The sequence below is a fragment of the Streptomyces seoulensis genome (assembly GCF_022846655.1).
In the GTDB taxonomy this organism is placed as follows: domain Bacteria; phylum Actinomycetota; class Actinomycetes; order Streptomycetales; family Streptomycetaceae; genus Streptomyces.
The window spans coordinates 2,654,278-2,673,408 of the sequence record NZ_AP025667.1; the positions used below are offsets into that span (position 1 = coordinate 2,654,278).

At 65.7% G+C, this 19,131-nt stretch carries 14 protein-coding genes and 6 pseudogenes; 10 read left to right on the plus strand and 10 right to left on the minus strand.

The genetic code is table 11. The features are described from left to right. Positions 1-63: 63 nt before the first annotated feature. Positions 64-1,986, minus strand: coding sequence for an excinuclease ABC subunit UvrB (gene uvrB, locus HEK131_RS12380; RefSeq protein ID WP_244334942.1), 1,923 nt, complete (start codon positions 1,984-1,986; stop codon positions 64-66). Positions 1,987-2,464: 478 nt separating this feature from the next. After that, on the minus strand, positions 2,465-2,599 hold the full coding sequence (locus HEK131_RS30125; protein ID WP_279614252.1) for a hypothetical protein: 135 nt from the start codon (positions 2,597-2,599) through the stop codon (positions 2,465-2,467). Positions 2,600-3,123: 524 nt separating this feature from the next. Here HEK131_RS30125 and HEK131_RS30270 point away from each other — a divergent pair. The 4 genes and pseudogenes from HEK131_RS30270 to HEK131_RS12395 all read left to right on the plus strand — a co-directional run bounded on the left by HEK131_RS30270 (position 3,124) and on the right by HEK131_RS12395 (position 4,997). After that, positions 3,124-3,273 (plus strand): IS3 family transposase, encoded by a 150-nt coding sequence (locus HEK131_RS30270; RefSeq protein ID WP_432215623.1) that lies wholly within the window; start codon positions 3,124-3,126, stop codon positions 3,271-3,273. Between the two features lie 318 nt (positions 3,274-3,591). After that, positions 3,592-4,308 (plus strand): annotated as a pseudogene (locus tag HEK131_RS12385) (IS256 family transposase); the annotation flags it as partial. A gap of 12 nt (positions 4,309-4,320) precedes the next feature. Continuing rightward, entirely contained in the window at positions 4,321-4,644 is a 324-nt protein-coding gene (locus HEK131_RS12390; RefSeq protein ID WP_244334945.1) for a hypothetical protein, read from the plus strand. A 47-nt stretch (positions 4,645-4,691) separates the two neighbouring features. Continuing rightward, entirely contained in the window at positions 4,692-4,997 is a 306-nt protein-coding gene (locus HEK131_RS12395) for a hypothetical protein (protein ID WP_244334947.1), read from the plus strand. A gap of 98 nt (positions 4,998-5,095) precedes the next feature. Here the strand turns inward: HEK131_RS12395 and HEK131_RS12400 are convergent. After that, a pseudogene (locus HEK131_RS12400) lies at positions 5,096-5,233 on the minus strand (IS110 family transposase); the annotation flags it as partial. Between the two features lie 11 nt (positions 5,234-5,244). Between HEK131_RS12400 and HEK131_RS12405 the strand changes: the two are divergent. Beyond that, positions 5,245-5,536, plus strand: a pseudogene (locus HEK131_RS12405) (phosphotransferase-like protein); the annotation flags it as partial. 212 nt (positions 5,537-5,748) lie between these two features. Here HEK131_RS12405 and HEK131_RS12410 read toward each other — a convergent pair. Continuing rightward, positions 5,749-6,045, minus strand: coding sequence for a hypothetical protein (locus tag HEK131_RS12410; protein ID WP_244334949.1), 297 nt, complete (start codon positions 6,043-6,045; stop codon positions 5,749-5,751). Positions 6,046-6,252: 207 nt separating this feature from the next. Between HEK131_RS12410 and HEK131_RS12415 the strand changes: the two genes are divergently transcribed. Beyond that, positions 6,253-7,052 (plus strand): IS5 family transposase gene (locus HEK131_RS12415; protein WP_244451996.1). Its coding sequence is split into 2 segments (ribosomal slippage): positions 6,253-6,588 and positions 6,591-7,052, totalling 798 coding nucleotides; the frame shifts between segments, so codons are not numbered across the junction. Between the two features lie 80 nt (positions 7,053-7,132). Beyond that, positions 7,133-8,917, plus strand: a complete 1,785-nt coding sequence (locus HEK131_RS12420) for a Shedu anti-phage system protein SduA domain-containing protein (RefSeq protein ID WP_244334952.1) — start codon at positions 7,133-7,135, stop codon at positions 8,915-8,917. Between the two features lie 61 nt (positions 8,918-8,978). On the opposite strand, the gene HEK131_RS12425 is transcribed toward HEK131_RS12420, so the two are convergent. The 3 genes and pseudogenes from HEK131_RS12425 to HEK131_RS12435 all read right to left on the minus strand — a co-directional run. Next, positions 8,979-9,152 carry a hypothetical protein gene (locus tag HEK131_RS12425; protein WP_244334955.1) on the minus strand — a complete coding sequence of 58 codons (174 nt, stop codon included), beginning with the start codon at positions 9,150-9,152 and terminating at the stop codon, positions 8,979-8,981. Between the two features lie 65 nt (positions 9,153-9,217). Further along, positions 9,218-9,577, minus strand: a complete 360-nt coding sequence (locus tag HEK131_RS12430; RefSeq protein ID WP_244452184.1) for a hypothetical protein — start codon at positions 9,575-9,577, stop codon at positions 9,218-9,220. 76 nt (positions 9,578-9,653) lie between these two features. Next, positions 9,654-9,806, minus strand: a pseudogene (locus HEK131_RS12435) (NUDIX domain-containing protein); the annotation flags it as partial. Here HEK131_RS12435 and HEK131_RS12440 point away from each other — a divergent pair. Next, positions 9,802-10,128: pseudogene (locus tag HEK131_RS12440) on the plus strand (HNH endonuclease family protein); the annotation flags it as partial. The pseudogenes HEK131_RS12435 and HEK131_RS12440 overlap by 5 nt on opposite strands. A 231-nt stretch (positions 10,129-10,359) precedes the next feature. Further along, on the plus strand, positions 10,360-10,968 hold the full coding sequence (locus tag HEK131_RS12445) for an SMI1/KNR4 family protein (RefSeq protein WP_244334958.1): 609 nt from the start codon (positions 10,360-10,362) through the stop codon (positions 10,966-10,968). Positions 10,969-11,037: 69 nt separating this feature from the next. Here the strand turns inward: HEK131_RS12445 and HEK131_RS12450 are convergent, their stop codons facing one another. From HEK131_RS12450 to HEK131_RS12460, 3 genes are all read right to left on the minus strand, one after another. After that, positions 11,038-15,540, minus strand: a complete 4,503-nt coding sequence (locus HEK131_RS12450; protein WP_244334962.1) for a NucA/NucB deoxyribonuclease domain-containing protein — start codon at positions 15,538-15,540, stop codon at positions 11,038-11,040. Positions 15,541-15,813: 273 nt separating this feature from the next. Next, entirely contained in the window at positions 15,814-16,311 is a 498-nt protein-coding gene (locus HEK131_RS12455; RefSeq protein ID WP_244334965.1) for a hypothetical protein, read from the minus strand. Positions 16,312-16,319: 8 nt separating this feature from the next. Beyond that, positions 16,320-17,270, minus strand: coding sequence for a hypothetical protein (locus HEK131_RS12460; protein ID WP_244334968.1), 951 nt, complete (start codon positions 17,268-17,270; stop codon positions 16,320-16,322). A gap of 615 nt (positions 17,271-17,885) precedes the next feature. On the opposite strand from HEK131_RS12460, the pseudogene HEK131_RS12465 reads away from it, so the two are divergent. After that, positions 17,886-19,065, plus strand: a pseudogene (locus tag HEK131_RS12465) (IS3 family transposase). The last annotated feature ends 66 nt before the right edge of the window (positions 19,066-19,131 follow it).

Here is a 19,131-nt window from a genome sequence, read left to right on the forward strand (position 1 = left end):
CTGGTGTGCAGTTCTGGGGGCGCACTCATCTCACGGCGAGGCGGGTGCGCACCCCCCGTGTGTTCACGCCGCCATCCTCCGGTTGTACGACGTGCCGGTCGTCGGCTGCTGGGACTCGGGGTACTGGGCGGAGACCGTGTGCCGGATCTTCTTGCGGAGGGCGGTCGGGCTTATGCCGTGGGTCTCGTTGTGGGCCGCCTGGAGGGCGCGGCGGCGGTTGGTCTCGTCGATGGCGCGGGCCATCGAGGGGGTCAGCCGGTTCGCGTACATGTGCACCTCGCCGCTGACGTTGCGCGCCGCGCGGCCGATCATCTGGATCAGTGCCGTGTCGTTGCGGAAGATCCCGTCCTGGTCGGCGTCGAGGATCGCGACCAGCGATACCTCCGGCAGGTCGAGTCCCTCGCGCAGGAGGTTGATGCCGACGAGCACGTCGTACTCGCCCCGGCGCAGGTCGGCCAGGAGTTCGACGCGGCGCAGGGTGGTCACGCCGGAGTGCAGGTAGCGGACGCGGACTCCTTCTGCGTCGAGGTAGTCGGTCAGCTCCTCCGACATCCGCTTGGTCAGCGTCGTCACCAAGGTCCGCTCGCCCCGGGCGGACCGCAAGCGGATCTCCGCGAGCAGGTCGTCCATCTGGCCGGCGGTCGGCTTGACCGTCACCTCCGGATCGAGCAGCCCGGTCGGCCGGATGATCTGCTCGACGACCGCGCCCCGCGCGGCGGTCAGCTCGAACCGGCCCGGCGTCGCGGACAGGTAGACCCGCTGCGGGCAGCGCGCGGCGAACTCCGACCACGTCAGAGGACGGTTGTCCAGCGCGGATGGCAGCCGGAAGCCGTGCTCGACCAGGGTGTTCTTGCGCGCGGCGTCGCCGTGGCTCATACCGGAGAGCTGCGGGACCGTGACGTGCGACTCGTCGATCACGACGAGCAGGTCCTCGGGGAAGTAGTCCAGCAGCGTGGACGGCGGTGCGCCGGGGGCGCGGCCGTCCAGGTGCCGGGAGTAGTTCTCCATCCCGGAGGCGACCTGGGTGTGCCGGATCAGCTCGATGTCGTACTCCGTCCGCGTCTGCAGACGGTCGGCCTCGAGCAGCTTGCCGGCCCGGCTCAGCTCCGCGACGCGCTCCGCCAGCTCGGCCTTGATGGAGTCGGCCGCCGTGCGCATCCGCTCGGGGCCCGCGAAGTAGTGGGTGGCGGGGAAGACGCGGGTGCGGTCGATGACCTCGCGCACCTCGCCGGTCTCCGGGTCGGCGACGGTCAGCCGTTCGACCGTGTCGCCGAACATCTCCACCCTGAGCATCGTGTTCTCGTACGCGGGGTGGATGTCGATGGTGTCGCCGCGCACGCGGAACCGGCCCGCGGCCGGCTCGCCGTCGGTGCGGGTGTACTGGATGTCGACCAGCGCCGCGAGCAGCTCCTCCCGGTCTACGGTGTCGCCCACCGACAACTGGAACGAGCGGTCGAGGTAGGACTGGGGCGTGCCGAGGCCGTAGATGCACGACACGGACGCCACGACGATCACGTCACGGCGGCTGAGCAGCGACCAGGTCGCCGAGTGCCGCAGTCGGTCGACCTCCTTGTTGGAGACCGACTCCTTCGCGAAGTAGGTGTCCGTGCTCGGGGCGTACGACTCGGGGCGGTAGTGGTCGTAGAAGGAGACGAAGTACTCGACCGCGTTGTGCGGGAACAGCTCGCGCAGCTCGTTGGCGAGCTGGCCGGCGAGGGTCTTGTTCGGGGCGAGTACGAGGGTGGGGCGCTGGAGCTTCTCGATCAGCCAGGCGGTCGTCGCGGACTTGCCGGTGCCCGTGGCACCCAGCAGGACCACGTCGCTCTCCCCGGCACGGACGTGCTTCTCGAGCCCGGCGATCGCCTGCGGCTGGTCTCCGGACGGAGTGTGGGGGGAGACCACCTGGAACGGCCGACCGGCGCGTATGACCTGGTCGGCGGTGTGCTCGGCGAGGGTGATGCGCCGGTTCTCGGACGGGAATGCCATGGGTTCGCTCCTGTAACTCGATGTAACCGCACAGAAGCGGACAAAAGCCATTTAGGCTCCGTCCAGTTTGCGTGTAGCGTCCAATATTGTCAATGTCTAACTAGGTTTGCGGTCGAGTTGTGTGGTATGGCACTCGCGGGACCGTGCGGGGCGGGTAGCGGCACGGCCAGCCGGTCCAGCCGTTGCCCGGTGTCCCCCGTCGGCAGATGTCCCGCGCGGGTCAGGGTGGCGCGGCCGTACAGGGAGGCCCAGAACGTCTCGGACGGGTCTGCCGAACTCCGGGCAGGGAATGCGCGATGCGCGCTGGCGGATGCGTTGGCGACCATTGAGTGGTCTTCGCTGGCCCGGAATGCCCCGGAACTGCTGGTCCGGGCTGGGGTACGAGTGGGGGATATTGGGAGTAAGGACGTTTTTCGACTAGCGGCAAAGAGGGGCGCCTGCCGGGCATCTGCCCTGGTCAGGCGCCCCTTCTCTGTGTTTAGAAGAAGCCCAGCTTCTTCGGTGAGTACGACACCAGGAGGTTCTTGGTCTGCTGGTGGTACATCAGCTCCAGGTCTCTGAACTGCGGAAACGAGGCGTGGGGGTGTTGTGTCTGGGCTGTTGGCCCGCGCATGGTCCGGATCTTGGTCTCAGTGAGTTGGTACTCCAGCGGGATGAGTGGCGGCTGCCGTTGTCGGCGGGGAGGGCGCGAAACGCCCAGGCCCCCCAGCGGGCTTCGCGGAACGCCCCGCGTCGGCGGGGGAAGACCTGGTTGTAGGCCGCCTGAGCGGCCATCGGCGCGGAACACCCCCGCGTCGGCGGGCCTTCGAAGATGATCTTGCACGGTTGTTGCACAAGCCGATCGGTGTAGGCGTTGCACGGCCCGCAGCCCTCGTGTCGGCGCGTTGGGCCGCGATACGGATCCGACTCGCCGAGGCCACCACTGGAAAGGGCGTGATCCCTCTGAGGTGAACGAGCCCTCAGGGCGGCGGGGAGATGTCTGGCCGCCACTGGCGGGCATCGAGTCGGCCATGAGCGCGATGGGCATGTCGCCGCCACTGGGGATTGCAGATGGCCGTTGACGCGGGAGGGGTGTGACCTCAAGCGCGCTTGTAACTACTGAAGGTTTCCAGAGCTGCTTACGCCCTCTGTATCCGCATGCACTGGTCTAGAAAGCCGAGCTGCCCAAGAAAGATCATCGAGGTTTGTGGGCAGTCCTGCGGAACCTACGGCGTCCCACGGGTCCATGCTGTCCTGCAGCGACGGAGTGAGCAGTGCGGACGGCGCCGCATTGCCCGACTGACGTGAGGCGCCGCGCTGCAGGGCCCCTACCGCAGACGGAACGGCTGACCACGGTTCCCGACCCGGGGCTCCGTCCCGCCCGAGCTTGTCGTTCGCGCCTCCGCTCCCGCCCCGGACGCTCTCGACGCCCGCTGGCGGAAGAGAAGGAATTGCTCATAACTGGTACGGCAAGGAGGACGAGGGTGACGGACTGGCCCGACTCGCGACACTGGCGGGCACCGAGCCGCGGGCGCTCAAGCGTGTCGTGCGGCACCTGGCGGAGGTCGGGTCGCATGTCCAGCGTGATCTTCCATCCGTCAACTTCGTACACACTCCGTCCGGCACCACCTGCGCATATGCCTGGAGGAGGCCAAGGCCGCCGTCCTGGTGGTGATGGGTGTGCGCGTGGACGGCACCAAGGAACTGATCGCCATGGCCGACGGCTACCGGGAATCCGCGGAGTCCTGGGCGAGCCTGCTGCGGGATGCCGCCCGGCGGGGCATGCGTGCTCCCGTCCTCGCCGTCGGCGACGGCGCCCTCGGCTTCTGGAAGGCGCTTCACGAGGTCTTTCCCGAATCCCGCCACCAAAGGTGTTGGGTTCACAAGACGGCCAACGTGCTCGACAGCCTGCCCAAGTCCGCCCAGCCCGCGGTGAAGAAGGCCATCCAGGACATCTACAACGCCGAGGACAAGGAGTACGCGGCCAGGGCGGTCAAGGCGTTCGAGAAGCAGTACAAGGCGAAGTTCCCCAAGGCCGTCAAGAAGATCACGGATGACGAGGCCGAGCTGCTGGCCTTCTACGACTTCCCCGCTGAGCACTGGATCCATCTACGGACCACGAACCCGATCGAGTCGACCTTTGCCACCGTGCGGCTGCGGACGAAGGTCACCAAGGGTGCCGGCTCCCGCGCGGCCGCCCTAACGATGGTGTTCAAGCTCGTCGAGTCCGCCCATGCACGATGGCGGGCCGTCAACGCACCCCACCTCGTCGCCCTGGTGAGGGCCGGCGCCCGCTTCGAACGCGGCCAGCTCCTCGAACGCCCCGAGACACTCGCGGCATAAGGTCAGGCCACCATGACCGACTACGACACCTACGGCACCAGCACACACACCGCGAGTGAACTGGTCCGCCTCGTCACCGGCCACCTCAATGTGGTCTTCACCGAGCGCGAAAGTGACTACCGGGGCGTCTACCACCTCGCCCAGGGCACTTACGGACGCATCGAGATCCAGCCGAATGCCATCCCTGGCGATGACGGCCAGGACGACCTCTACACCCCGGAACACCCGGCGGTCCTGGTCCTGTTGCTCACCAATACCCCGGCCCCAGAGCGCACCCTGCACACCCGCCTGAGCACCATCCAAGGTCTCGTGCACCTGAGCCGCGAATCATGGTGAGCCGCTGCTGACCCACAACTCTTGACAATTACTCCCCGGATACCTTGGTGGAGGACTGGCAGGCAGTGCTTGATCTCGTTCGGTCGCAGGGGTGGTCGTGCGAGTACTCCGAGGACGGTGTTGCAGTCCGGCTGCCGAGAGCTGCGGACATGCTGGCCCGCGGTGAGGATGCCGGCGCGTTGCTGAGGGTCTGGCCGGTCCCTGGATTCCTAGTGATCTTTCGGGCGTATGAGGCTGGATCGGTGGACTTCGACGTTGATCTGCGGGAGTTGCAGGGGCAGGACGGCGTGGATGTGCTGTGCCGTCTGCTGCGGGCAATCGGGCGTCGGCTCGGCAGGCCGGTGTTGTGCTGAGCCCGGAGTCTGATCCGCTCCACCCGGTTCTCGGCTTCGACGTCGAGGCCGACCGTGTGGTGCTGCTGGGTGACCCGCAGGTCATGTGACCGCGCTGGCTGCGGCTCGTAGAAGGTGCCGTCGCGGAGCATTGCGAAGCGCACGTCGGCTCGTCGTCTGGCGAGGCAGAGAAGGGCTTGGGTGTGATGCTTGCCCTACTTGATCTTCTTGTCGTAGTAGGTGCGGGAGGCGGGATCGGCCGTAGGGAGGAGTCGCCGCGATGGCCCGTGCAGGCGCCCGGGTCATCGTCGACGAGCTCTTCCTCGGCGGAACATACGCACAACAGCGATGGCAGAAAGCCTTGGATGAACTGCAGGTGCTGTGGGTCGGCGTCAAGTGTGAGGCGGCGGTGGCCGCAGACCGTGAGGTCGGACGTGGCGATCGAACCATCGGGATGGCTGCATCGCAGGCGGAAGTGGTCCCATCAGGGTGTGGCCTGTGACCTGGAGGTGGACACCACACATGCGGAGGCGATGGAGTGTGCACGCACCATCGCCTCCGCATGTCATGTAATCGACAGCCGGGCCGTCTGTCGCTGTGACGCTGGGACGAGTCTCGAAGGCGGCATCCCAGGACACAACGCCGCCATGGCGGTCCTCGGACGACGAGTCCGCACCGGGCCGTCGTCTTGGAGCGCGACGACGCAGATGGCGGCGGCTTGGAGGGCCGCCGCCATCGAAATGTGCGGGTGATTGAAGGGGTGCCGGGTGTCTCAGTCACTGATGAAGCGGTCGAGCCGCACTTCGGTGAGTGGGTCGAGCGCTCCGAGTCGCGCGGCCGCGGCGGCGATCTGGTCGTACTCCGTCCGCAGGATGCGGATGCAGTGGTACTCGATCACGCGCGCGAGGTCGTCCACGGCCAGTTCGGCTTCATCGTTGTCGACCATGTGGACGACCGATCTCAGCGCTGCCGTGGGACCCTTCTCTCCCGTCAGTCGGGCAGAGATGCTCTCGGCGGCCGCGCGGACGAGTTCGGCGGGCGAATCCGGTGCGTTCATCTGCTGGGACATCCTCCCTCGGACCGTTCTCCGTCTGGAACTGCCATATGCAGCTGCGCACTTCGCTGCGGCGCATCGAGTCGATCTCGACCTCTGGCCACCGGGCGCGGATCGCCTCTGTCAGCGCATCCCGATCGAGGCACCATCCGCCCACATCGCCCTCGACCACCACTAAGAAGTCATCTCATTTGGCTGAGTAGGCTGTCGGCTGTGGTGGAGATTGTCGAGCGGTTGGCGCCGGACGAGTTGTGGGAACTGTTCCAGCGGGTCGTGCCGGAGGCGCCGTCGCGGCCTCAAGGCGGCGGCCGACGCCGGCACGGCGACCGCGGGGTACTGGCAGCGATCGTATTTGTGGCGACGTCGGGCTGCACGTGGCAGCAGTTGCCGGCCTCATCGTTCGGGCCGTCCGGTGCCACGGCTCACCGGCGGTTCACCGAGTGGTCGAAGGCCCGTGTGTGGGCCAAGCTGCATCGCCTGGTCCTCGACGAACTCGGCTCCCGTGGCGACCTGGACTGGTCCCGCTGCGCGATCGACTCGGTGAACATGCGAGCCCTGGAAAGGGGGACCTGACAGGTCCGAATCCTGTCGACCGGGGCAAGTACGGCTCGAAGATCCACCTGATCACCGAGCAGACCGGTCTGCCCCTGTCTGTCGGAATCTCCGGTGCCAACGTCCACGACAGCCAGGCCCTGATCCCGCTCGTGAAGGGCATACCTCCGATCCGATCCCGTCGAGGTCCCCGTCGACGCAAGCCCGGCAAACTGCACGCCGACAAGGGATACGACTACTCCCACCTGCGGCGATGGTTATCCCAGCGAGGCATCCGGCACCGCATAGCCCGTAAGGGGATCGAGACCTCGCAGCGGCTCGGCCGCCACCGCTGGACCATCGAACGCACGATGTCCTGGCTCGCCGGATGCCGTCGCCTCCATCGTCGCTACGAGCGCAAGGCCGAGCACTTCCTCGCCTTCACCGCCATCGCCTGCACCCTCATCTGCTACCGCAGACTCGCCAAATGAGATGACTTCTTATGGTGCCGAAGTACGTGCACGGCCTCGGCTCCCCGGCCCGCACCGGACCATAGCCCTAAGCTGATCAGATGGCGGACAACCTGCTCATCCATGGCGGCAACGAGAACGCACTTCGCACCCTGAAGGACACCGGCCAGTATCGAGGCAGGGTCAAGTCGGCATATCTGCGACCGCCGTGGGACACGCAATGGGGGTTCGAGCACCACGAAGCTCCTGGCCGCGCGTCCTGGCTCGGCATGATGCAGGTGCATCTGCGTCTAGTGCGCGACCTGCTCGCCCCTGACGGCTCTGCGTGGGTGCACGTCGACGACCGGCAGTTCGCTGACTGCCATGTGCTCATGAACAAGGTCTACGGCCGATCGAACTTCTTATCTACAGTCGTCGTTCCGAAGCCTGCACGGAATAACTCCCGTCACTTCACGGTCAGCCACGACTACCTACTTGTCTTCGCGAAAGACGCCTCGACATGGCAGCCGAACCCTCTCCCTCGTACAGCCGAATCAGAGTCGAGTTTCCGCAACCCTGACAACGATCCCCGCGGGCCGTGGCGAGCAGCCGACCTCTCCTCCCCCGTTCTTCGTGAGAACCTGCGCTACGAAGTGGTAGGTCCGTTCGGCACGGCCGTGCAGCCACCTGCCCGCCGTTCTTGGCGATTCACCCAGCAGCGTTTCGAGGAACTTGATCGCGACGGACGTATCGCATGGTCGCCCAGCGGCCGTCCGACGCTGAAGCTCTATCTATCGGAGGCCCCTGACAAGCCGCCTTCCACGGTATGGAGCCCGGCCGACGTGGGGACAAGTCTCCAAGCGCGCCAGCACCTGCGCGGACTGCTCGATGACATGCACCAGCCGGCTCCGTCGCCGGAACAACTGCTGCAACAGATTCTCACGATCGCGACCAACCCCGGTGACCTCGTGTTCGACTACTTCGGCGACTCAGGAACGGCCGCTGCGGTCGCGCACAAAACTGGCCGCCACTGGATCGCTGTCGACAGCGAGTCGCACGTCGTCCGCGACCGTCTGGACAAAGTGATCAGCGGTGACGACTCAAGCGGCATCACACATGAAGTGAACTGGACAGGCGGCGGTCACTATGACGTAATTGCGGTGGCGAGACCCGACGAAGAATCCGGGCCCCCTGATTCGGGCGCCGACGAACATGTGCGGATTCAGGTCGTCACGTACCGGAAAGACGGCAGCGTAGTTCCCGCATTGGACTCGACGGAGAAGGACCACCGATCGGCCGAGCTAAAGGTCATCAGGCAACGCCGCGAACTCTTGCAGGAGCTTCGGAAGGTCGTCAGCGACAGGAGTGCGCCGGAAGCCGCAGTTCAACGGATAATCGGACGCAATCACTGGATCTTCGGGGGTGAGTACACAGAAGCCTCGGAACGACGTGACCTGGTGCCCCTCGACCAGCACGACATTCTTCTCGTGCGCGCTGACCGCAGCGTTCACGTCGTCGAACTCAAGAAGCCTGGCGCCGCACTTGTCAGGTGGCACCGCAACGGCCTGATCATGTCGAACGAGGTGCACGAGGCGGTGAGTCAGTGCAGGAACTACGTTCAGAGAATGGATGACGCGGGACCGACACTGGAAACAATCCACCGCAACACACTTGACCTTGACTACGATTACCTTCGTACACGGGGAACCGTTGTGATCGGGAATCCTGATCACGTGGAGGTACCTGAAGTCACTCAGCAGATGGTTGCCCGTACCATCCGTTCCTTCAACACGGACCAGAGCCGAGTTCAGGTACTCACCTACTTGGATCTGATCGAACGCGCGGAAGAAGCACTCCGCTTCGTCGAGGACGACCTCGAAAATCCTGGTATCGAGAGTGCACCCTGATGAGGTACACGCTGGTCTCTCTGCGGACAAGTCGATGCACTCTCATGCCGCCGAGCGTGTGTTACCGGCCTGAACTCTGCTCGTGGTCTTGTGTAAGGCGGGCGGCGAGGTAGTCGGCCCAGTCTCGGCGGCCGTAGGTGACCCAGCGGACGGCCGTGTTGACGTGGAGGCCGAGGAGGTCGGCAAGAATTGCGGCGGGCAGGTCGGCGGCAAGGGCCGGTTCGCGCGGGCGCACGCCTGCCAGGACGGCCGCCGCAGCGGATCGGCTCCGAGGTGATCGGGCAGACGGCTGCGGTAGGCTCACAGAAGCCGCACCGCACGCCGGTAGCGGCAGGTGGAAGTAAGGCACAGACGCAGGCCGACCAGCTCACGGTGGTAGTCGTTTAATTCCGTGCCACTCATCTGGGCGAGCGTGCGTCCGCGGGCGTTGGCCCACAGCAGGACGTGGCGTACGCAGCTGAAGTAAGTGCTGATGCTGGCGATGGTGATCGGCTGCTCCCCGAGCGGAGTGTCCTGGGTGAGCTGGGCGTAGAACAGGCGCTTGGCGGTGGGGACGAACGCCGTCGGCAATGTCGTGAAGTCCAGCTTGAGCGACTTGCGGTCGACACGCAGCCACGCCGGCGTCGTGGACGAGCGCGCCGACGGTGACCCGCATGACACCAGCGACGTGATCGACGAGCGTGCCCAGGAGCCCCACGTCCTTGGCGCGAGCGACCAGACCGGTCTCCTCGGTGGGTTCGCGGTTCACCGCGTCCTCGAAGGATTCCCCGGCCGCCACGTTGCCGCCAGGCAGTTCGAGGGTGCCGCGGCGGTGCAGGCCCAACAAGATGCCCTGTTCACTGAGCAGGATCGCTCCGACGCCGACGGCCGCGTGCGCTTTCGGCGACATCGACCACCTCGTCCCCCTCGCCGAAGCCTGGGACTCAGGCGCGTTCGGCTGGTCGCCGGCCGAACGGAAGGCGTAGGCGAACGATCTCGAAGACGGCCGTGCCCTCATCGCGGTGTCAGCTACGAGCAACCGCTCCAAGGCGGACCAGGACCCCAGCACGTGGCTGCCGACCGCTGTCGGCTACCGGTGCACCTACGTGACCAACTGGGTGGCGGACAAGACCAGGTGGGGGCTCACCATGGACGGCGCCGAGCAGGCAGCGCTCGGTGATGTACTGGAGGAGTGCCCGAACGTGCCGGTGACCGTCACGTTTGCTCGCTGAAGGCAAAACGCGGGCGAGGGTCTACTGTCCCGTGGTCGTGCCGCCGGCTGGCTGAATCCGCCGAGCGCCCCGTTGCCAGCAGGCAACGGGCCTGGCTGGTTCGCTGATGGCGGTCAACCGTCGGCGTGGGGAGGCAATCGATCTCCTCCTGCCCCGGCATCCGGCGCTATGATCGGCGCCGCGCTGACATGAGTCGGGTACTGGCCACCACCGAGCAACGGAGACAGCCGAATGATCAAGTCTGGGTCCGGAGCCGCGTATGACGTCCAGACCTCATGGCAGAAATTCGAGGCGTGGCTCCGGCGTCATGCGCCCGAGGATCACGAAGCGCTGCGGCCGGGTGCGTCCGCCGCAAAGCTGGCCGAGTTGGAGAAGGAGATAGGGTTCCCGGTCAACGATGACCTGTTGTTGTTGCTCTCGAAGCACAACGGAGTCGTCCCGCGCAGGTCGAGTGTGGAGGCCGGCGCCTTCCTGTTCGGTTACAGCCTTCTCGACACGGACGGAATTCTCGAGTGGCAGCGCAACCTCGCCTCCACCGCGCGGGAGGCCGTGGAGGACGACTACGAGGAGGAGGTAGTCGGGCGCACCGCCCACGATCGGTGGGTGCCCTTCGCGCAGAGCCTTACCGGCGATTTGCTGTTCATCGACCACCGTGGCGAGCACTACGGGGACATCGGCGAACTTTCTTTCGGTGATCCGGAATTCCTGTGGCTCGGACCGGGGATAGGGGCGGTGCTCCACGACCTGTGCGAGTCGGTCGAGGGCATGTCCCCCCTGCGGAGACTGGGCCGTCGGCCGTCCATTCACGAGGGACGCATGCTGGAGTGGGTCGCGGGGTGATCTCCCCAGACTCGGGGTCGGTCCGCCGGACGGAAGCTGTCCGGCGGACCGACCAGTTGAGACGGGCGGCTAGCTGATGTTGCAGACGGAATTTATGTCGCAGTACTCGAAGCCGGTCTGTACGAAGTAGGCGTCAGAGTCCAGGAGTCGGACCTCCGAGGTGAATCGTCCGAGATCTCCGCCAGCATCGGTGTTTTGCTTGACCGGCACCGCGGCCCGGCCGCATATCTCGTTCCAGGTGGGGAGGGGGTAGTTGCTGTCCAGTTCCAGCGTCGAGGTGCCGTCGGCCTGCTTGGCCGAATACATCTGCACGCAGTATTTGCCCGAGGTGAGCGTCATCCCGCCACTCTCACGGGACTTGGCGAAGGGGTACTCGTCGCAGCTCGTCCCCTCGGCGTTTGGGTTCGGGTTCCACTCCGCCACGGACAGCATGCACATCTTGTCGCGGTTGTCCTTGGCCTTCGTATCATCGGCCAGGCGGTGCAGCGGCTTGTTGTGCTGCTCGCTTCCTGGATGGGATGCCAGCTTCTCCATGAGCACCCAGTAGTAGGCGGCCGCGGCGGGGTATTTCTTCGTATTGAGCTGCAGCGTCGGGGTGTACTTGGGGAATACGCAGCCCGTGTTGCCGCCCACCTTGTTGTCGCACCGGACGTCGAACCCGCTGTTGCTCCACTTCGGGACCGCTTGGACGGCGGCGTCCGGGGTGGACCAGCTCGTCTCCCAGGTGAAGTTGAGGAGATCCTCACCACCGCTGACCTTGTTCCACGAGTACATGTTGGTGCGGGTGGCGACGTGTGGGTCACCCGCGGTCCATGTGGTGCTGCCGGACCAGAGGCCGTTGCTTTCCGTGCAGGCGGTGGTGGTCCAGCACTCCTCGGCGAACGACGTCAGCGTCGTGGAACCGATGCCCGCCATGTTGACCAGAGACAGCTCGGTCCATGTGATGAACTGGTTGGACTTCGGATCAAGGTTGATCTCCTGGATCACCTTCATGGTCGCGTTGCCGATAGGGGCGCCGTCACGTGTCGCGGTGAGGACGAGCAGCCCGCGCAGGCATCCTTGCGTCCTGGACTGCATGGCCGCGCCGCTGCTGTCCTTGCACCATCCGACGGGTCCCGCCCCCGCTGCGGCGGCCCGAGACGATTCGGTCGGGGGCGAGGGCTTTGTGCTCCTAGGGTCCTTTCCGTTCAGCGGCTCGTAGCTGGCACACATGGTCACATCGTCACTGCCTAGTGAGCAGGACTGCTTGCCCGAGGCGCCGCTGAGAGGCCGAGACATGCGCGACAATGTGGTGCTGACGTCCTTCGCTCGCTGCGCGGCTACGAAGTCGACGTCGGAGGCGTTCGGGTCCGCTGCAGGGAACGTCACGGCGTTCAAACCGTCGTAGTCGCCGGGTACGAACGCGACGGCGTCGTAGGCCACGTCCTTGTCGGCGTTGCCGTCCGGCGTGGAGCTGGTGAGCTGGACCTCCGGTGGCTGGTTGTTGAAGTTGTAGGCACCCAAGGAGACCCAGGCGTTGGCCTGCGATCCCTGATCGACGGTCTTGCTCACCGCCCCGAACGGCGTGATCACCTTGTAGGAGGCGTTAGACACCTGTGCCCCCGTGTCCGGGATGTGTACGTAGACCTTGGCCTGGTGGTTGCCGGACAGGGCGGCGTTCAGCTTCCAATCGCCGAGGACGGTCATACGTCCCCCGTCGCCGCCGAGGTGGGCGGCGTCGCGGGCGTGGGTGTACCAGAAGTGCCCCTGGTAGCCGCCGCCGATCTGGTGCAGGTCAGCCTTCGCATCGTACTGCCCTAGCCCCGGTCCGGTGGCGTTCGGGTCAGGGTAGAAGGTGAACTGGAACGAGCCGTCGGATGTTGTGGTGCCGCAGCTGCTCCAGCTGTTGGTGCCGTCGGGCACGGAGGTCACGACCTTCGCACCCGACGGGGCACCGGAGCAGACGGGGGTTCCGTACTGTAGGCGGGTGCCTCGGCCGGGCTCGTTGACCACCGTCTGGTACTTGATGCTTTCGAAGCCGCAGCTGGTGGCGCAGTCGGACTTCCACGTCGTCTTGGCCTCGTGCCACCAGTACTGCTTGTAGCAGTTCGCGTCGGGACAGTCGGGCGGGCTCGCCGTGTTGCAATTGTTCTTGGCGTTGCAGAACGCGTCGAGCGGGGGCACTACATGGGCCCGGCGGTACTTCGCGCTGGTCGTCTCTATGACGGTCCCATTGGTGCCGTTCCAGGAGGCGGGGCGGAAGCCGGCGGAGGAGAAGCCGGATTCGCCCGGCCAGTCCTGCCGTCCGGAGGTGGCGTAGGAGTGACCGGTGTCGATGGACCAAGCGGCCCAGCCCATCACCTTCTCCTCATAGGGCCAGTTCTGCGGATGGGCTGCGTCCTTGGACGCCAGCGGGTCGAGGTCGGTGTTCATGAACGCGAGCCGGGACGGCGGATAGACCGGGTTGGCGGGGTTGTTGTACCAGCCGAGTCCCCAGTTGCCGTTGGTGCCCGCGTCGGCTTTCGTGTTGAATCCGAGGTTGTAGTTCCAGACGGCCGTGAACCAGTTCTCAGGCTTGGCCGGATCGTCGTTGTTCACGGCGATGGTCTGGTCGGACTTATGGACCTCGTTCCACTTGGCGGCGAGGATGTACAGCGACGCGGCGATGTTGGTGGTGTAGTCGATGGCGACGGCGCGCTGCGTGCTGGCTGGCAGGGACGTTTCATTCGGCTTCTCGTAGCCGGCCTTGCGCATGCCGTCGGTGACCTGTCCGACACCGTAGCCGCAGTCGGACTTGTCCCAGTGGATGGTCCAGAATTCCGAGAGGGACCCTCCGGTCTGGTGTCCGTAGAAGCCGTCGACGGCCGCGAGAGGGCTGCCCATCTGGCCTGGGATGGCCCCGGACTCTGCCTGCCAGAGGTTGGATTCCTGAGCAAGAATGCCCAGTTGGACCTGGGCGGGGATGCGCCCACCACCGGTCAGCGTGGGTCTCGGGAACAACCCTTGCGGGTCGATCGTGGACAGTCCGGTCTGCGCGCGCCAGCCACCTTGCGTGAGGTAGCCGGAACGCAGGTTGCCCTGGATCGCCATGTCCACGGCCCACTCGACCTGATTTGGGGTCGGCTGGAGAGCCTGCGTGCCGACATCGTTGCGGGGCACCGAGCACCAGCGGTCGCTGTCGACCGGGTCACTGGCCCGGGGGTCGGCGGCCGTGGTGAGTGCGGTGATCGTCGAGACCTGTGGTTTCGAGGCGCCGGTGAGCGCTGGTGACGGCCTGCCGCCTGCGGTGCTGCCCGGTTCGGCGATCTTGTGGTGGGTGTGTCTGCCCGTGCCCGGCACCGTACCGCTGATGGTCAGGGCGTGACTGGTGCGGCCTGGTGTGGTCTCGGCAGCCGGTTCCGTGGTCGCGGTCCTGGTGAACCCGCGGCCGGCAGCCTTGATGTGATCGACGCCTGCCAGGACGGCCTGTGACAGGACTGGGTCGACGGCGAGGCGTCCGCGGGTGGAGACTTCCGCGTCGGGTGAAACGTTCAGGGCTTTGATGCCGCTTGCCGTGAGGCCCTCGTCGTGACTGGCTTTTCCGGTCAGGTAGACCGTTCCGTCCGTGCCCTGGCGGAGACTCATGGCGGCAAGGTCGCCGCTGGCGACGGTCGCCTTTTTGCCGTGCGCGTAGGTGCGAACTCTGACGTGGTCGCCGTCCGAACGATCCAGATAGCCGACCGAGCCGTCCCGCTTGACGCGGATGCCGTATGGAGGGTGCTCAGTCGCGGCGAGTTCAGCCACTTTCCCCTTGCCGTCGACCCGGACCAGCTGATTGCCGGCAGCCGCGATCACCCCGTGCTCGAAGGGCACGGCGGAGGTGATCTCGCCTCTTGCGGTGGTGTCCGCGACGGTGGCGCCCTTGCTGTCCACCGTGACCAGACGCGTCCTGCTGTCGCGCAGCGCGGTGAAGACGGCGGTGTGCGTGGCCGGGTTGCACGAGGGGTCGAAGTAGGCGAGGGACGCCGTGACAGGAAGCTTGGTCACGCTGCCGTCGTCGAGGTTCACGATGGCCGTGAACGCGCCGCCCATCATCAGGTCCGGCTTGTTGGTGAAGGTACGGGGCGCGTACACAACGGCCGCGTGGTGGTCGTCCATGAGGCACTGGTTGCCGATCCACAGGTCCGCCGGGAGCTGAGGCTCGCTCAGTACCGTGGTGGTGCGCCACCCGTAGCCGGTATGGCTGTCGGCGACCAGGAGATGGAGTCCGTCACTGTCGGCGGCCGTGGTCACGGCCCGGTCGGCGGAGCCCTTCCAGCCCTTGCCCAGAACCGGGTCGCGGTCCTTGAGCGGAACTGCCGACGACGTGGGCGCCTTTCCCGGTGTACGGGCCTGCTGCCGGCCTGAGCTGTGGTGACTTCCCCGTGTCGCTGCCTGGGCGGCATCAATGGTGAAGGTGGAAGCGATCAACGCGATCGCCGCGGTGACGGCCAGAGCGGATGACCGCATCATCCGTCTCTCTCGGTAACGTTTACGCATGTTCGCCGGGTTTTCCCTTCTGTGGGTGCGCCATCGGCCGACACCGGGGTATGGGTGCCGCACGATGTTGCGCACGGGAGAACGGCGCGCCCAGGGCGGAGCTACGCCGGCTGGACCACCGGACGCGCGGGGGAGATGCGAGGAATGCACTCACGCCGCGCGTCCGGCCGACTATTTCCTATCGATTAGGGAGATGGACTGAACTCGTCCACGTAGATCCTCGGCACCTGCGGAAGGGGACACGTACTCTTCGAGCCGATCAGGGCAGCCTCGCGGGCCTTGCCTGCGGGTATCCCTAAGTGCCACGGCCCTAGTTTTGTGCGATAACACACCGGTATGGAGGAGGGGCTAATATCTCTTATGGGAAGCGTTTTCGTTCTTCAACTCGGGCACGAGGGTCTCCGCCAAGCCGCCGTAACCACCGCAGGTAGCGATACTGGCTTGCGAGATACCTTGGTAACCAGAACTGAAGTAGACCCGGTTGGTGACGCCGCATTCGCCATTCACTATGGAAGCGGCGTTGTTCTTGAGGGTTATCCCGTCTCCGCTTTCACTTTTGCAGGTGCCGCCAGGAAGTTTTCCGTAGCCAAAGACCAGGCGGACCAGGGTCGCGCCGTTAGAGTAGCCGTAATGGTCGGGGACGCTCGTGTTCGATACGTAGCAGGCGCCCTGCCCGGAGTTCGTGGTCGAGCCAACGCTGTTGTAGTAGAGCACGAAGCAGTACGCGTTGTCGCTGGATGAGCAGCTATCGGATTCGTAGGTAGTGGCAGCCTGCGCGGGCTGGGCGCAGAAGATACTTCCGGCGATGAGCGCGGCGACGGGAATGGAACGGATCAGGTTTCGCATGGCCTTATTCACCTGTTCGCATCTTCCGAGACCACCCTTTGCGCGGCCGCCTTAATGGTGTTCGTTTTGGCAAGTGCCGCCTCGAGTGAGGTCTTTTTGTTGGCGATCTTCTGGTCCTGTATCGCGGTTTCCTCCGCGTACCAGGTCGCGGTCAGACCGGTCTTACTCTTGCAGGCGACGTCGGCGGTGGCTACTTCGGTTTCCTCTGTCGACGCCGTCGGCGTCGACAGATTGAAACTTTCAGCGGGCTTGAATGGGCTATCGTATGCGTAGCCCTTGTCCTTCATACACGCTGCCCAGCTGGCGATGCCCTTTTGAACGGCGAGCCGCTGCAAAGACTCGGTCATGCTCGACGCGTTGATGCCCGAGGCGTCTTCGCCCTGCGTGAGACGTCCCAGCTGACGCTCTGTTTCTCCGCGGCATCCTCCCTCGGGAACCGCTGCTCCGTTGTACGTGCCTCCCGAGAGCTCCGGACCGCTTCCGACGAACACGTCTTCCTCCGGCCCGGCGGCCGGCTCCCATACCGGCGGCTCGTCCATTTGCTCCGGCGGCAGGTGGTACCCGTACGCCGCGGCCTGCGCTGCGTCGGAAGCTCCGTAGCGCCTGGGCATGTTGGCGTCGTTGAATTCGGTGGGCGGGTTAGTCCCTGGGACCGGTGGGTTGAACTTGTCAAAACCGAACCGAGCCATACAGTTTACCCAAAGATCACGTTGGGCGCGCTGCCATTCCACGACGTCCGTATAGCCGACGAGATACTTCTCCACGGGTAGGGACAACCCCTTGGCCAGTCCACGCTCTGGCGTCCGGTTTGGCCACTTACTCTCGTCGACAGCGTTGGCCGCCACCGTCTGCGGTGAAGTCTCATCCGGTGCCGGACCGTTACCGACCGCGCTTACAGCCACACCGGCGAAGAGCGTCGCTGCTGCGAATGAGCCAGCAAGCACTTGCTTGTTACGCATACGATCCCCCTCACAAACACCTATGTGTACATGACATGCACAACCTACACTGGGTGGCCACACGGAAGCCATGCGCGTCGATCACGAGGCCAGATGGTTGGCTGGTTTCCGCTCATAGCGGTGGTTGAGTGGGGGATAGCCGGTCAGCCGGAACGTGGTGCTTCGATGACCCACCTTCGGCACCTGCAAGTTCGCCCCTTTTAGGGGTCACGGTCGCCAGGCACGGTGGCGCTCATGCGAACTGCTGCAGCAGCCAGCCCAGCTCCTCCAGCGGGTTGCTGGCGTCGTTCACGGACGGGGTGGTCGTCATCGCTCCGCCGCCGTGCAGGGCGTAGCAGGGCAGCCGGTTAAGTTCCTCACCTATGACACTGGTCAGGGAACCCGAGCCCGGATCGCAGGGTTGGACCTGAAGAAGTTCCGTGACGGCCCGGACCCGGAGCAGGAGTCCGACTGGAAGGCGGAGAAGGCCAAGCAGGGCAATGGCACTCGAGCCCGTCGCCGTGATCGGCAGGAAGCGTTGGGAGATGCGGCTGAGAGCGCCGCAGGTTGGGACTGCTGCACGGATAGGTGACACCTGACCTGGCTTGCTGAGAGGCGGCCTGGAAGGATGTTGCAGTGCCCAAGCCGTATCCGAAGGAGTTCCGCGAGGACGTCGTACGGGTCGCGCGCAACCGCGAGCCCGGCGTCACGCTGGAACAGATTGCCGCCGACTTCGGCGTCCACCCGATCACTCTGTCGAAGTGGCTGCGCCGTGCCGACACCGACGAGGGCGCCAGGCCCGCAGCGGCGTCGGGTGAGTCGGCCGAGCTGCGCGAGGCCCGCAAGCGCATCCGGCTGCTGGAGCAGGAGAACGAGGTCCTCAAGGGGGCAGCGGCGTATCTGTCGCAGGCGAACCTGCCGGCAAAATGATGTACCCGCTCGTCCGCGAGCTGGCCGCCGCCGATGCCCCTCACCGGGTGCCGGTGGCGGTGACGTGCCGGGTGCTCGGGCTGGCCCGCCAGCCCTACTACCGGTGGCTGGCCAGGCCGGTCACCGACGCCGAGCTCGCCGAGGCGTTCCGGGCCAACGCCCCGTTCGACGCGCACCGCGACGATCCTGAGTTCGGCCACCGCTTCCTGCTCGACGAAGCCCGGGCCGCCGGTGAGGCGATGGCTGAGCGGACTGCCTGGCGGATCTGCAGGGACAACGGCTGGTGGAGTGCCTTCGGCAAGCCCAGAGGCCGTGGGAAGAACGCCAAGGCCGGACCGCCTGTCCATGACGATCTGGTGCGGCGGGACTTCACCGCAGCCGGACCGAACCGGCTGTGGCTCACGGACATCACCGAGCACCCGACCGGCGAGGGCAAGCTGTATCTCTGCGCGGTCAAGGACGTGTACTCCGGCCGATCGTGGGCTATTCCATCGACGCCCGGATGAAGTCCAGCCTCGCGGTGAGGGCCCTTGAATCCGCGGTGGCCCGTCGCGACCAGGTCGCCGGATGCACTGTGCATTCCGATCGCGGACCGCAGTTCCGCTCACGGAAGTTCGTGTCCGTTCTCGCACGTCACGGCCTGGTCGGCTCCATGGGCCGGGTCGGCGCGGCCGGCGACAACGCGGCCATGGAGAGCTTCTTCGCGCTGCTGCAGAAGAACGTCCTCGACCGCCGTACCTGGGCCACCCGCCAGGAGCTGCGGATCGCCATCGTGACCTGGATCGAGCGCACCTACCACCGACGCCGGCGTCAGAGACGTCTGGCCCGATTGACCCCCGTCGAGTACGAGACCATCATGACCCCAGCCGCAGCCCTGGCTGCATAAAACCCGCTGTCACCCGATCATGCAGCAGTCCCAAGCTTGTTGGCGTGCAGGCCGGTTGGAGAGCAC

Coding starts and splice junctions, on each gene's coding strand:
- HEK131_RS30270 (WP_432215623.1), top strand. CDS start 3,124: ATGCACTGGTCTAGAAAGCCGAGCTGCCCAAGAAAGATCATCGAGGTT.
- HEK131_RS12390 (WP_244334945.1), top strand. CDS start 4,321: ATGACCGACTACGACACCTACGGCACCAGCACACACACCGCGAGTGAA.
- HEK131_RS12460 (WP_244334968.1), bottom strand. CDS start 17,270: ATGCGTAACAAGCAAGTGCTTGCTGGCTCATTCGCAGCAGCGACGCTC.
- HEK131_RS12420 (WP_244334952.1), top strand. CDS start 7,133: ATGGCGGACAACCTGCTCATCCATGGCGGCAACGAGAACGCACTTCGC.
- HEK131_RS12445 (WP_244334958.1), top strand. CDS start 10,360: ATGATCAAGTCTGGGTCCGGAGCCGCGTATGACGTCCAGACCTCATGG.
- HEK131_RS12455 (WP_244334965.1), bottom strand. CDS start 16,311: ATGCGAAACCTGATCCGTTCCATTCCCGTCGCCGCGCTCATCGCCGGA.
- HEK131_RS30125 (WP_279614252.1), bottom strand. CDS start 2,599: ATGCGCGGGCCAACAGCCCAGACACAACACCCCCACGCCTCGTTTCCG.
- uvrB (WP_244334942.1), bottom strand. CDS start 1,986: ATGGCATTCCCGTCCGAGAACCGGCGCATCACCCTCGCCGAGCACACC.
- HEK131_RS12410 (WP_244334949.1), bottom strand. CDS start 6,045: ATGTCCCAGCAGATGAACGCACCGGATTCGCCCGCCGAACTCGTCCGC.